Source organism: Pseudoalteromonas sp. KAN5 (genome assembly GCF_022846535.1).
GTDB lineage: Bacteria > Pseudomonadota > Gammaproteobacteria > Enterobacterales > Alteromonadaceae > Pseudoalteromonas > Pseudoalteromonas haloplanktis.
Map to the genome: position 1 here is coordinate 290832 of NZ_AP025589.1, position 13436 is coordinate 304267.

At 41.1% G+C, this 13436-nt stretch carries 10 protein-coding genes and 1 pseudogene; 7 read left to right on the top strand and 4 right to left on the bottom strand.

Annotated features, from left to right (window positions below; genetic code table 11):
• Positions 1-126: 126 nt before the first annotated feature.
• On the bottom strand, positions 127-1800 hold the full coding sequence (ettA, locus tag KAN5_RS01275) for an energy-dependent translational throttle protein EttA (protein WP_016708705.1): 1674 nt from the start codon (positions 1798-1800) through the stop codon (positions 127-129).
• 293 nt (positions 1801-2093) lie between these two features.
• Between ettA and KAN5_RS01280 the strand changes: the two genes are divergently transcribed.
• Complete coding sequence (locus KAN5_RS01280; RefSeq protein WP_016708706.1) at positions 2094-2687, top strand: porin family protein; 594 nt, start codon at positions 2094-2096, stop codon at positions 2685-2687.
• A 13-nt stretch (positions 2688-2700) separates the two neighbouring features.
• On the opposite strand, the gene KAN5_RS01285 is transcribed toward KAN5_RS01280, so the two are convergent.
• Positions 2701-3600 (bottom strand): DMT family transporter, encoded by a 900-nt coding sequence (locus tag KAN5_RS01285; protein ID WP_016708707.1) that lies wholly within the window; start codon positions 3598-3600, stop codon positions 2701-2703.
• A gap of 167 nt (positions 3601-3767) precedes the next feature.
• Between KAN5_RS01285 and metA the strand changes: the two genes are divergently transcribed.
• The 4 genes and pseudogenes from metA (at position 3768) to KAN5_RS01305 (ending at position 9381) form a co-directional block, all read left to right on the top strand.
• Positions 3768-4715: a homoserine O-succinyltransferase gene (gene metA / locus KAN5_RS01290; RefSeq protein WP_016708708.1), complete on the top strand. Its 948-nt coding sequence runs from the start codon at positions 3768-3770 to the stop codon at positions 4713-4715.
• The gene (locus KAN5_RS01295; RefSeq protein WP_016708709.1) at positions 4705-5772 is read left to right on the top strand and encodes a homocysteine S-methyltransferase family protein; all 1068 of its coding nucleotides are present in this window, start codon (positions 4705-4707) and stop codon (positions 5770-5772) included. The genes metA and KAN5_RS01295 overlap by 11 nt, the downstream gene beginning before the upstream one ends.
• 10 nt (positions 5773-5782) lie before the next feature.
• Positions 5783-8413 carry a methionine synthase gene (gene metH / locus KAN5_RS01300; protein ID WP_244390253.1) on the top strand — a complete coding sequence of 877 codons (2631 nt, stop codon included), beginning with the start codon at positions 5783-5785 and terminating at the stop codon, positions 8411-8413.
• A 211-nt stretch (positions 8414-8624) separates the two neighbouring features.
• Positions 8625-9381: pseudogene (locus KAN5_RS01305) on the top strand (hypothetical protein).
• A 70-nt stretch (positions 9382-9451) separates the two neighbouring features.
• Here the strand turns inward: KAN5_RS01305 and KAN5_RS01310 are convergent.
• Both KAN5_RS01310 and KAN5_RS01315 read right to left on the bottom strand, forming a co-directional pair.
• Positions 9452-9649: a CsbD family protein gene (locus KAN5_RS01310; RefSeq protein ID WP_244390254.1), complete on the bottom strand. Its 198-nt coding sequence runs from the start codon at positions 9647-9649 to the stop codon at positions 9452-9454.
• A gap of 172 nt (positions 9650-9821) precedes the next feature.
• Positions 9822-10454 carry an RpiB/LacA/LacB family sugar-phosphate isomerase gene (locus KAN5_RS01315; RefSeq protein ID WP_016708713.1) on the bottom strand — a complete coding sequence of 211 codons (633 nt, stop codon included), beginning with the start codon at positions 10452-10454 and terminating at the stop codon, positions 9822-9824.
• 189 nt (positions 10455-10643) lie between these two features.
• Here KAN5_RS01315 and KAN5_RS01320 point away from each other — a divergent pair, with 189 nt between their 5' ends.
• Both KAN5_RS01320 and KAN5_RS01325 read left to right on the top strand, forming a co-directional pair.
• Positions 10644-11525, top strand: a complete 882-nt coding sequence (locus tag KAN5_RS01320) for a hypothetical protein (protein ID WP_138555494.1) — start codon at positions 10644-10646, stop codon at positions 11523-11525.
• Positions 11522-13384: a GGDEF domain-containing protein gene (locus tag KAN5_RS01325; protein ID WP_244390255.1), complete on the top strand. Its 1863-nt coding sequence runs from the start codon at positions 11522-11524 to the stop codon at positions 13382-13384. The genes KAN5_RS01320 and KAN5_RS01325 overlap by 4 nt, the downstream gene beginning before the upstream one ends.
• Positions 13385-13436 lie beyond the last annotated feature (52 nt).

Genomic DNA, 13436 nt, shown 5'->3' on the forward strand with positions numbered 1-13436 from the left:
TCATAGTCACTATTTTTAGTCTGACGATACTTAACTAGAAATGACTAAGCGTATATTTCTTTCAAAAATAAAAAGCCCCACATAAATGCAGGGCTTGAAAGGTGGATACAGTCTAGCAGCTAGAGCTTAACCAATCTTTTTGTATTTGATACGCTTTGGTTGAGCAGCTTCAGCACCTAAGGTCTTTTTAAGCCACTCTTCGTATTCAGTGTAGTTACCATCAAAGAAGTTAATTTGCCCTTCGTCACGGTAATCAAGAATATGGGTGGCGATACGGTCTAAGAACCAACGGTCATGCGATATACACATTACGCAGCCTGGGAATTCTAAAATCGCGTTCTCAAGTGCACGTAATGTTTCAACGTCCAAGTCATTGGTTGGCTCATCCAGTAGGATAACGTTACCACCAGCTTTGAGTAGTTTAGCCAAGTGTAAGCGGTTGCGCTCACCACCTGATAGGTCTTTAACAAACTTTTGCTGATCGTTACCTTTGAAGTTAAAACGACTTACATAAGCACGGCTTTGGAATTCAAAGTTACCAATTTTCAGTACATCTTGCCCGTTAGAAATTTCTTGGAAAACAGTATTGCTTTCATCCATGTTGCCACGGAACTGATCAACTGTTGCCAGTTCAACCGTTTCACCTAAGCAAACTTCACCACTATCGGCTTGTTCTTCACCACTGAGCATTTTAAACAAGGTTGATTTACCCGCACCGTTGGCACCGATGATGCCAACTATTGCGCCTTTAGGCATAGTAAAGCTGAGATCATCAATAAGTACACGATCACCAAAGCTCTTTTTCAAGTTTTTCACTTCGATAACTTGATCACCTAAACGTGGTCCAGGTGGAATAAATAACTCGTTAGTTTCATTACGCTTTTGGTAGTCAGACTGCTGTAGTTCACTAAATTGTGCCATACGTGCTTTTGACTTCGCTTGACGACCTTTCGGGTTTGAACGAACCCACTCAAGCTCTTGCGCAATTGATTTTTGACGGGCTTTTTCAGATTTTTGCTCTTGTTGTAAGCGGGCATCTTTTTGTTCTAGCCACGACGAGTAGTTACCTTCCCATGGAATACCTTCACCACGGTCAAGCTCTAAAATCCAGCCAGCTACGTTATCTAGGAAGTAGCGGTCATGGGTTACCGCCACAACAGTGCCTTCGTAATCGTGTAAGAAGCGCTCTAACCATGCAACAGACTCTGCATCTAAGTGGTTGGTTGGCTCATCAAGAATAAGCATATCTGGTTTTTCAAGTAGTAAGCGACAGATCGCAACACGGCGACGTTCACCACCTGATAAGTGTTCAACCTTTGCATCCCAAGGTGGTAGGCGAAGTGCATCAGCAGCACGCTCTAGAACATTATCAATGTTATGGCCATCATGGGCTTGGATGATTGCTTCAAGTTCACCTTGTTCTTTGGCCAACGCATCAAAGTCAGCATCTTCCATCGCGTATTCGTTATACACTTCATCAAGGCGATTCAACGCGTTTTTAACTTCGCTTACAGCTTCTTCAACCGTTTCACGTACTGTTTTGCTTTCATCTAAAACTGGTTCTTGTGGTAAGTAACCAATTTTAGTACCTGGTTGCGGGCGAGCCTCACCTTCAAACTCTTGATCAACACCGGCCATAATGCGTAGTAAACTTGATTTACCCGAACCGTTTAAGCCAAGTACACCAATTTTAGCGCCAGGGAAAAAATGCAAAGAGATATCTTTTAAGATAGTGCGCTTAGGTGGCACAACCTTAGATACTCGACTCATCGAGAAAATAAACTTATCAGGTAAAACCATGGAAGGAGCCTTCAAATAATAATAAAAATTTCAATGTTGTATTGTAGTGGCTCACAGGTGAAACAGTCAACGAATGGCGTAGATAGATTATTTTTTACAGCTCTAGTAGCTTAGTTAAATAGCGTAATAAATAGTTAGAAAATTATGCGTTAATGGGGATGCGATGTTTCGGCATTAATGGGGGGGGCTATATATGTAAGTTTTTGTAAGCATTTGTTTTTTATTGTTGGCAGGCTTTTTATTATACAAAAATTGAAGTAATGTTCATTTACTAATAAATTAAAGGATTAAAAATGCTTAAAGTAATCGTCAGTTCTATGTTTTTTTTAGCCGTTTGTTCCACAAGTGTATTTTCTAAAGCTGAGACAAAATACTATACAGGGATTGCAATTAGTAGCCAGACCTTAAAGCTAGATAATGAGTTTAAGCTCTATGATAACGGTGAGTTTAAATCTACAGTGTTTACACCATATGTAGGGTATCAATTTAACCAGTACGTAGCGTTAGAAGCAAGATTCGGGTTTGGTAGTGGTAATGATAATGAAGTTATTGCATCGCAACCTATTAAAATCACTGATGAATATGAGTTAGAAAATCAACAAGGATTATTACTTAAACTGCAGTATCCATTATCGGAAGGTTTTTCTTTGTACGCCACGGCCGGTTACTTTGATAGTAAGTTTAAAGTTCGCTCAACTTATACACAAATAAACAGTGACTTTTCTCAATCTAGCAATGGTAGTTTTAGTGAAAAAGGTGCGTCGTTTGGTGTTGGTGCCGCTTACTCTATTAATCAAAACTGGCAATTGTCTAGTGAGTTTCAATACTTCGATCAAGGCAGCGAGAAAAGTGAAGCGCTGAGTGTAGCCATTAGCTATTACTTTTAATCGAATAGTATTGCTAATTCGTTAGCAATACACCCACGCCCATTAGCGCAAGTAAACCGCCTATCAGCATCTTACTAGTAACTGGCTCGCGTTTTATAAAACCGATACTCATTACAATCAATGGTGCAGTTGCGAAAATCGTTTGTGCAATGGCAGGATCGGTGTATTTAACTGCCCCAAGCTGTAGCCACAAGCCAAGAAAAGTACCAAGAAAAACCGCGGCAAAGAACCATTGCTTGCCGCTAACCCCTTTCAAAGTGAGTGCCTGTTTAAATTCACTGTTTTTAAACACTGTGACGACTAAACCCACAGTTATGGTTCCTGCTGCTAATCTAATTAATGCCGCCCATAAGCTGCTCATTTGTTCGTTATTGAGAGCGCCTTTTGACATTACCATACCGAGCGCTTGGCAAATAGCAGCCGCGAGGGCACATAAAATACCTTTGCGATAATGTTGTTGATCAACCCTAGGAAGCGATTTTTCTGGCTTGATTGCTATTACTACACCGATTGTTGTCAATGCTATGCCTCCCCAAGCAAGGAGAGATAAATAATGGTTTAACAGCACAATATTAAAAATCCCCACTAGTGCTGGAGCTAGGGATTCAATAACTAAAGTACGGACTGGGCCAATATTACGCAGGGCTGCAAAGTAGGCGCTATCACCAATAGCAATCCCAATCACACCACCGGCAACTAGCCACAGCCAGCTGGTCATATATTGTGGTATTGCAGAGTCTTGAGTAATGGCAATTGCTGCTAACATCATGGCACTGGCTAACACACCTTTACTAATATTGAGCTGCATAGACGTTAAGTGATGACTAAAACCTTTATATAGCATGGTCGAAAGTGCCCAAGCTATCGCTGCTAATATTGCAAAAAGTTCTCCTAAACCAAGCCAATCAATCACGTTTATCACCTTAAAGTAAAATCAACAGGCGCATTATGGCGAGCTGTTTTGAGAATGCAAAAAAATAGTTAAGATAAACTCATTTAGACATCTAAACATCTAGAGGTTGAAATTTCTAGCTATCAGTTCATAATTAGCCATTGGTTAATTATGCCTTGGAGATGAGTATGCCTATTACCGTTAAAGATGAATTGCCCGCGATTGCGAGGTTACGTCAAGAAAACGTATTCGTAATGCCAAAAAGCCGCGCGAAAACGCAAGAAATTCGCCCTATGCGCTTGGCGATTTTAAATTTAATGCCTAATAAGGTTGAAACCGAGGTACAGTTCATTCGTTTACTTGCCAATTCCCCTTTACAAGTGAATGTAGAACTACTGCGTTTAGACACTCATCGTAGTAAAAATACTTCAGAGCAGCATTTAGATACGTTTTACCGTTATTTCTCTGAAGTTAAAGACAACAATTATGATGCGCTGTTGATCACTGGTGCGCCACTGGCACATTTAGAGTACGATGAAGTGGCTTACTGGGATGAACTCAAAGTCATTCTAGATTGGGCAGAGCAACATGTTACCTCAACGCTGTTTTCGTGTTGGGCGGCCCATGCGGGTTTATTCCATCATCATAATTTAAAGCGCGAGCTAAAAGAAAATAAACTCTGTGGCGTGTTTACCCACAAGTGTTACTTTGAACATGGCGCATTAACCCGTGGTTTTGACGATACCTTTGTGGTGCCGCACTCGCGCTATGGTCATATTGATATTGAAAAAATTAACGCCTGTGATGACTTAGTTGTTCTGGCAGGTTCAGAGCAAGTGGGTGCTTACTTAATAAAAAATAAATCAGGCAGCCAAGTGTACATTACCGGTCACCCTGAATATGATGCCGATACCTTAAAAGGGGAATATCAGCGGGATTTAGAAAAAGGCCCCGATGCTCCCATGCCAGAAAATTACTTTCCAGATAACAACCCAGATAACGAACCGTCGAAAACCTGGCAAAGCCATGCCTTTTTGCTTTTTTCGAACTGGTTAAATTATTATGTGTACCAAACGACACCTTATGATATTAATTTAGTTAGCCAAGCCGTAAGGACTAACAACTATGCCGAGTAATACAGTGAATAAACATGCAGAACTAGCCGAGGCGCTGAAACAGCGAATTTTAATCCTCGACGGCGCCATGGGCACCATGATCCAAGAACATAAATTAGAAGAACAAGATTATCGTGGTGAGCGCTTTAAAGATTGGCATGTCCTGATCAAAGGCAACAATGATTTATTAAGCCTGACTCAGCCAAAAATTATTGCCGATATTCACCGTGGCTTTTTAAATGCTGGCGCTGACATTATCGAAACAAACACCTTTAACTCGACCACCATTTCGATGGAAGACTACGATATGGCAAGCATCAGTCGAGAAATAAATGTAGAGTCTGCCAAACTAGCACGCAGTATTTGTGATGAGTTTACTGCAAAAAATCCCGCAAAGCCGCGTTATGTTGCAGGTGTGCTGGGGCCAACTTCAAAAACCTGTTCAATCTCGCCTGATGTTAACGACCCAGGCTACCGTAATATTACTTTTGACAAACTTGTCACCGCCTATGTTGAGTCAACCCTTGCGCTTATGGAAGGTGGTGTTGATTTGATTTTGATAGAAACAATTTTTGATACCTTGAATGCTAAAGCAGCATCGTTTGCAGTTGAAGAAGCGTTTGAGCAAGCGGGGCGCAAGTTGCCAGTTATGATCTCAGGCACTATCACTGACGCCTCAGGACGTACCTTGTCAGGGCAAACTACTGAAGCATTTTATAATTCGATTCGCCATATTAAGCCAATTTCGATCGGTTTAAATTGTGCACTTGGGCCAGATTTACTGCGTCAATATGTTGAAGAATTATCACGTGTTTGCGAAACCTTTGTATCTGTTCACCCTAATGCCGGTTTACCGAATGAGTTTGGTGAGTATGATTTAGAAGCGCCGGAAATGGCTGCTGAGATCATTGATTGGGGCAAATCAGGCTTTATTAATATTGTGGGTGGGTGCTGTGGTACGACACCTGCGCATATTAAAGCGTTTGCTAAAGGTCTTGAAGGGGTCAAACCTCGTCCACTGCCTGAGCTGGAAGTGCGTATGCGCTTATCGGGTCTTGAAGCGTGTAACTTAAATTAAGGTAGCCGAGATGACACAACAAATAGCAGTATTTACCAACGTCGGCGAACGTACCAATGTGACCGGCTCAGCCATGTTCAAACGCTTGATCATGGAAGAAGACTATGAAACCGCCCTCAATGTTGCCCGCGAACAAGTAGAAAATGGCGCACAGGTGATTGATATCAACATGGATGAAGCCATGTTGGATTCAAAAGCTGCCATGGTGAAGTTTTTGAATTTGATTGCCTCAGAGCCAGATATCTCTAAAGTACCGATCATGGTCGACTCCTCTAAGTGGGAAGTGATTGAAGCGGGCTTAAAGTGTATTCAGGGTAAGGCGATTGTTAACTCAATCTCGCTTAAAGAAGGTGAAGAACCGTTTATTCGCCAAGCTAAAATTATTAAACGCTTTGGCGCAGCAGCTGTGGTTATGGCGTTTGATACCGATGGCCAAGCTGAAACTGCAGACCGTAAATATGAAATTTGCGAGCGTAGTTACCGTATTTTAGTTGATGAAATTGGCTTTCCACCAGAAGATATTATTTTTGACCCAAATATATTTGCGGTTGCCACGGGTATCGAAGAACACGACAACTACGCTGTTGAATTTATTGAAGGCACACGCCGCATTAAGCAAAACCTACCACACTGTAAAGTGTCGGGCGGTGTATCAAACGTCTCGTTTTCATTTCGTGGTAATAACCCAGTACGAGAAGCGATCCACTCGGTCTTTTTATACCATGCAATAAAAGCGGGCATGGATATGGGGATTGTAAACGCAGGGCAACTTGCGGTTTATGATGATATCCCAGCAGAGCTACGTAAAGCGGTTGAAGATGTTATTTTAAATACCGATCCCGGTGCGGGGGAGCGTTTAGTTGAGCTGGCACCTAAATATTCTGGTATGGCGCAAGCAGAACGCGTTGAAGATTTAGAGTGGCGCACATGGCCAGTTGAAAAACGCTTAGAGCATGCACTTGTAAAGGGTATAACAGAATACATTGATATTGACACCGAAGAATGTCGTGCGGCGGCTGATAAACCTATTCACGTGATTGAAGGTCCATTGATGGACGGCATGAATGTGGTGGGTGATTTATTTGGCGCAGGTAAAATGTTTTTACCACAAGTGGTTAAATCAGCCCGTGTAATGAAGCGTGCAGTGGCCTACTTAGACCCATTTATTGAAGCTGAAAAAGAAGAAGGGGCCACTAACGGTAAAGTGGTCATGGCCACCGTTAAGGGTGACGTACACGACATTGGTAAAAACATTGTTGGCGTTGTTTTACAGTGTAACAATTACGAAGTCATCGACTTAGGCGTTATGGTACCGGCAGAGAAAATTTTGCAAACTGCCATCGATGAAAAAGCCGATATCATTGGTCTATCTGGGCTTATTACGCCATCACTTGATGAAATGGTGCACGTTGCCAAAGAAATGAAGCGCCGTGATTTTGAGCTACCGTTATTAATTGGCGGTGCGACTACCTCAAAAGCGCATACGGCTGTTAAAATTGAACCGCAATACGATAAAGGCGTGGTGTATGTTAATAACGCCAGCCGTGCAGTAGGTGTGGTATCAAACTTATTATCAAAAGAGTTAAAGCCAGCCTTTTTAGAAAAAACACAAGCTGAATATGTAAAAGTACGTGAGCAGCAAGCACGTAAAAAGCCACGTTCAAAGCCTGTAACCATTCAGCGTGCTCGAGATAACGCCGCTCAACTTGATTGGGATAACTACACACCACCGGTGCCGAAAAAGCTCGGTGTGACTGAGTTTAAAGATGTTTCGATTGCTACTTTACGCAAATACATCGACTGGACGCCGTATTTCATGACCTGGTCAATCGCGGGTAAATACCCACGCATTTTAACGGATGAAGTGGTTGGCGAGCAGGCACAAAGTTTGTTTAAAGATGCGAATGAGATGCTCGATGAGCTTGAAAAATCAGGTAGTTTACAGCCATTGGGTGTGATTGGTTTATTCCCAGCCAACCGCGTAGGTGATGATATTGAAATATACACAGACGAAAGCCGCTCTGAATTATTAACCACGTCATGCCATTTACGTCAGCAAACCGAAAAAAGTGATTTTGCGAATTACTGTTTAGCCGATTACATCGCCCCGAAAGGCACGCCTGATTATTTTGGCGCGTTTGCTGTAACTGGTGGTCTTGAAGAAGATGACTTAGCTGATGCATTTGATGCCAAGCAGGATGATTATAATAAAATTATGGTTAAAGCCGTGGCAGATAGACTCGCTGAAGCATTTGCCGAGTATTTACACGAACAAGTGCGTAAAGAGTATTGGGGCTTTGCCCCTGATGAAAACTTATCAAACGATGAGCTTATTCGTGAAAACTACCAAGGTATTCGCCCAGCACCAGGTTACCCAGCCTGCCCTGAGCATACTGAGAAAAAGAAAATCTGGCAGCTACTCGATACTGAAAAACGTATTGGCATGCAGCTCACCAGTTCATACGCCATGTGGCCAGGTGCTGCTGTTTCAGGTTGGTACTTCTCCCACCCTGAAGCTAAATACTACGCAGTAGCGCAAATCCAAAAGGATCAGGTTGAAGACTACGCCAAACGCACCAACATGACGCTGGCAGAAGCAGAGCGTTGGTTATCGCCTAACTTAGGGTATGAGCCGGAATAGAGCAGCTGTAAGCGGTCAGCTATCAGCCGTCAGTTTAAAACAAAAAACGAGTCAAATTAGGCTCGTTTTTTTTGGTGGTATTATCCAATGGTGCAAGTTAAATCATGTTGATAGAGTATAAGTCACTAAAACCGTATTATGGGTTATCTAGGCGTTAATTTATAATGATTCGCAACGACTTAGAAACTGTAACTTACCTAAAGGATCGTGCATGAAGTTGCTAAACTACATTCTACTTTGCTTATCTTTACTTTTTGCATCGCATACGTTTGCGCTTGAGCAGCAGTATCATCAGAATATTTCACCTATTATTGCCGCGTTTAAAGCTGATGATAAAGCGGTGGTTGCTGCGCTGGTGAGTTATCCGTTAAAACGCAGCTATCCAGTACCTGCTATTAATAATGAAGCTGAGTTGGTTGAGCGATTTGATGACGTATTTGATGAAACGCTTATTAAACAGATTGCTAATTCAAATATCGATACTGATTGGGATAAAGTAGGTTGGCGCGGCATTATGCTAAATAGTGGGCTCGTTTGGGTTGATACCGATGGTAAAATTATTGGGGGTTAATTATCAAACAGCTAAAGAGCAGCAGTTGGCGAAACGTTTAATAGCAGCAGATAAGCAAGCGCTGCATCCAAGCCTTAATAATTTTGATAAACCAGTATTAAAATGGCAGACGGCTAAATACCGTATGCGTATTGATGATTTAGGGGATAATAATTATCGGTATGCATCATGGCACATTGATAAAAAAACCAGTGATAAACCAGATAGTGTGTTATTTAATGGTGAGATGAATTTTGAAGGCAGTGGCGGTAATCATAGTTACACCTTTAAAAATGGCCGTTACAGGTACGTGTTACAGGTATCGGTTATTGGTTGCGAGAACTCACCACCGGGCTGGCTTGAAGTATACAAAGACGATGAATTGTTGTTATCTGAAGATGTGATCATAACTAAATAAAAATTTTTTCGCAGATAATAAAAAACCGCCAACTGGCGGTTTTTATCAAAGCGTTTAGTTGGCTTTTAGGTTAGTGACTTTTTTCAAAATCACTCACTTCGCGCTCAGCTTCTTCTTTCGATTTTCCGTATGCTTGCTGAATTCTGCCAACAAGCTCTTTACGGCTACCTTCGATTTTATCTAAATCATCGTTGGTAAGGTCGCCCCATTTACGTTGCGCTTTACCTTTCAGTTCTTTCCAATTACCTTCGATACGATCGCTATTCATAATTTACTCCTTGTATAGATAAGTGATTTGTTCAATTAGTAAATTGCAAACGCTATACCAAATTAGTAAACATCTATTTTTTAATTTAAATCAAGTGATTATGATTTAAAGTGAAGTGGGCCGAGATAAACGATGTTCAATAGTTACTGCAAAGTGTGTAATTATTGCGACGTTAAATACGCGCTTTTACAAATGCCGCAATTGCGTCGTCTTGGCAATGTGCGAAAAAACACTCTTGAAAACGTGGACCGCCAATAGCTTGTTTGATCAGCTCAGGGTCAATGGCTTCAAGTGCACTTAAGTAATCTTTAGCGACATCTGTTTTTAATTGATTTAAGATCCCCGCATTAGTCACTTGTGACTCTTTACGCTCAGCTGGGTAACCTTGGCCTTTTTCACCGGTAAAGGCTTTTTCAAAAATATATTTAATATTTAACTCAGCACCCCAACCAAATCCTTTGGCATATGGTAAAGCAAGGGCATTACCATTGTTTATTTGTGCAAATAGATAAGCATCAGATGGGTCAATACAGTATCCACAGTTGACACCCGCAAATGCATTGCTCGCCATTAGCGCTCCTTGACCTGTACCACAACCTGTCACAACAAAGTCTACTGCTTTAGAATTTAATAATAAGCTGGCGATTATACCAAGGTGGATATAAGTCAACCTGTGGTCGTTATCGCCATCCATTCCAACATTAAAAACTTGATGACCTTGCGCCTGTGCAACGCTATTTAATTGCTCAAGTACGATTGGATTTTTAGCCGCTTGACTGAATTCATTCATTAATGCAATTTTCATTTAGTCCTACCCAAATTAATTAGTGTTAAGTCGATTCTAGCTGTATTTGCTACCGGTGGCAAATGCGGGTGACTGTAATAGGTGGCCGATTACATAATTTAACGTAGGTTAACAGTTTGTGCGTTGTTGCTGTATAATTAGTCGCTGTGGCCTGTAGGTGCAATGACTTTTTATTTTCAGGGCTTTCCTATGAAGTATGTTTTTTATTTGTTTATGTTGTTTAGTAGTAGTGTAGCTGCAAAGCCAGCATTGGTTATTGATATCCTAAGTAATGAAAATTTTAGTGAGCGTTATAGCGCTTTTTTAAATGGTCGCGATGTACTCAGTATTACTGACTTTACAGCCAATACGGATGGTTCTCATCTTGAAATTGTGGAAATGATTTTACTGCAACAAGCGCTTTATTTAGGAGGTGAAACTCGGCCTGTTGAGTTTCGGGCGCAACCTTGGGCTGCGAATACTGAGTTTGATGCCTTAATTGATGGGACTAGTTTAATGCTGGCGCGCAGTATGTGGCATGAAGACATCTTAAATTACCGAGGCTCGCTTTATGTGAGTGATGCTGTTATTGAGTTTGGCCAATATGAAGCGGGCTTATATGTCTCTGCTGATAACTTGCAGGCGCAACAATTACAATTATCACAACTCAATAAGCTAACTGTGGTGGTCAACCCGCGTTGGCATGTTGATTGGCGGGCGCTCATTAACACTCCGATGAGTGCAATTAGCTATATTGGTCCGTGGGAGGAGATGTTAGCTATGGTTAAAGCGAACGTGGTTGATGCAATGATGATTAATTTTAGTGTCGGTGCGAACTTGGATTTAAACTATGAAGGGCACTTATTTACACCAATTAAAAACGTAAAAGTCGTATTACCTGATACTCGGCACTTTGTTGTTAGTAAAAATCATCCGCAGGGTAAAGAGGTTGCTCAAGCACTGTTTACAGGTTTAAACGTTTTGCGACAACGCGGCATCATCAATAAGGCATTTCAGCAATCAGGGTTTATCAATCAGCAGGTTAAAGATTGGCAAGTAGTAAATCAGCAAATGATAGTTACTAAGCAATGATAAATTTTCAAAGCATATTTTTATTCGTACTTCTGATGTATGGTGGTGAACTTTTTGCAAATACGACAGCGCAAGATAAACAGCAATTAGAGCACTATTACACTAAGTTTAAAGCCGATATTGATGCCGATAACATGCTGCATGTTATGAGTTACATTCACCAATTGCGGCAATTAGCTGTATCGCAACAGGCGTTGGAAATTGAGGTTGAAAGTTACTTATTTGAAGCCATGGTCAAGCGCCGTTATGGGGCATTTGAAGAAGGTGTAAAGCTTAATAATTATGCTCTGGAATTAGCGCAATCAGCAGGAAATAAAAAGTACACGGCTTGGGCTTATTTACATTTAGCACATTTAGAAATGGAGCTAGAGCGTTTTCGTTTGGCGCAGCAGTATATACACCATGCTATTGATTATTATAAAAGTGATAATTCAGAATACACCACACTAATGTACCTTTGGCAAAGTAAGATCTACTTGGCAATGGGGAGTTATCATCAAGCATTAGCAGCGAGCAATAAAGCGCAAAGTGTGACAGCAAATATTGGTGACACCATGTATGAGGTTGCGGTCAACCACGCGCAAATCCTCCTTAAACTTGGCAATTATCAAGCTGCACAGACGATGTTAGCTAACGTTGATCCTACCCAGATCAGTAAGTCACAAGAACGTGTTCGTTTACAATATTATTTGGCGTTGGCTAATTGCTATTTGCAAGCAGGTAATTTCAAGTTGGCCATTCATACCGCGTTATCACAGCTTGCAAATAGTTATAATACGCGTTTTTTAGAAGAACAGGCACAATTACAGTTTTTGGTGGCAAGTGCTTATCGCCAGCAAAAAGAATTTAAGTTGGCGTATCGTTATTTGAATCGATATTCGCTGAGCAAAGATGCATTAAGCTTACAGCGACGCAATAATAAGGTATTACAACTAGAGGCTCATTTTAAATTTGATTCGCAAAATCAACAATTATTGCTTTTGAGTAAAGATAACGCGTTAAAAGAGCAACGTTTATTACAGCAACAGCAAACAATAGAGAACCACCATTTACAGCAACAACGTTGGTTATTAGCCGGTATTTTGATTATGTGCGGCTTGGCATTTATCTATTGGCGCTGGCAAAATCAGCGCTATTTAGTAACGCTAAAACAACAAGTTGCTGAGCGTACTCATGCACTTGCTAAAAGTAATGAACTTTTAAAAACAATGAGTTATACAGATAGTTTAACGGGGTTACATAATCGTCACTACTTTTTTAGTGTGATTAATCAGCAACTAGCAAAATTAGCACGAGCAAATCATTTACTCCCGCCTGCGCAATTGCAAAACTTAGTTTTTGCAGTGGTAGATATAGATCATTTCAAGCAAATTAACGATAGTCATGGCCATGGGGCGGGCGATCAGGTGTTAGAGCAGTTTTCAAAAATACTGCAACAACACAGCCGTGATAGCGACTTATTGATCCGCTGGGGCGGGGAAGAGTTTTTATTAGTAATGGATAATCTCACCTTTAATGAAGCCGCACATACACTAAATCGCGTGCGTAACGCGGTTGCAGATCATCAATTTACTTTAAACCATGATGAGTCGTTGCAGTGTACTTGTTCAGTCGGGTTTGCCAGTTATCCTTTTATAGCTGCGATGCCGGAGTTATTTAACTGGGAACAAGTGATCGAACTGGCGGATGGAGCATTGTATTTAGCGAAGGAAAATCAACGCAATGCATGGGTTGGTATAGCCCCTTCAACAGAAAAAACACATTGGCAAAGTGATGATGTAGTTAAGCATTATCGTAAATATCTGTTAGCCGGTGAACTACAAAGCTATAGTAATATTACCGCAAAGCTGAAATTTTAACGTATCTTGAGGTGGTTTGGGTATAATCAGCAAAATGGTTATTAATGGTAAA

Excerpts from the sequence above, each read along its gene's own strand:
- KAN5_RS01315 (WP_016708713.1), bottom strand. The coding sequence starts at position 10,454 with ATGAAAATTGCATTAATGAATGAATTCAGTCAAGCGGCTAAAAATCCA.
- KAN5_RS01325 (WP_244390255.1), top strand. The coding sequence starts at position 11,522 with ATGATAAATTTTCAAAGCATATTTTTATTCGTACTTCTGATGTATGGT.
- metH (WP_244390253.1), top strand. The coding sequence starts at position 5,783 with ATGACACAACAAATAGCAGTATTTACCAACGTCGGCGAACGTACCAAT.
- ettA (WP_016708705.1), bottom strand. The coding sequence starts at position 1,800 with ATGGTTTTACCTGATAAGTTTATTTTCTCGATGAGTCGAGTATCTAAG.
- metA (WP_016708708.1), top strand. The coding sequence starts at position 3,768 with ATGCCTATTACCGTTAAAGATGAATTGCCCGCGATTGCGAGGTTACGT.
- KAN5_RS01310 (WP_244390254.1), bottom strand. The coding sequence starts at position 9,649 with ATGAATAGCGATCGTATCGAAGGTAATTGGAAAGAACTGAAAGGTAAA.
- KAN5_RS01280 (WP_016708706.1), top strand. The coding sequence starts at position 2,094 with ATGCTTAAAGTAATCGTCAGTTCTATGTTTTTTTTAGCCGTTTGTTCC.
- KAN5_RS01320 (WP_138555494.1), top strand. The coding sequence starts at position 10,644 with ATGAAGTATGTTTTTTATTTGTTTATGTTGTTTAGTAGTAGTGTAGCT.
- KAN5_RS01295 (WP_016708709.1), top strand. The coding sequence starts at position 4,705 with ATGCCGAGTAATACAGTGAATAAACATGCAGAACTAGCCGAGGCGCTG.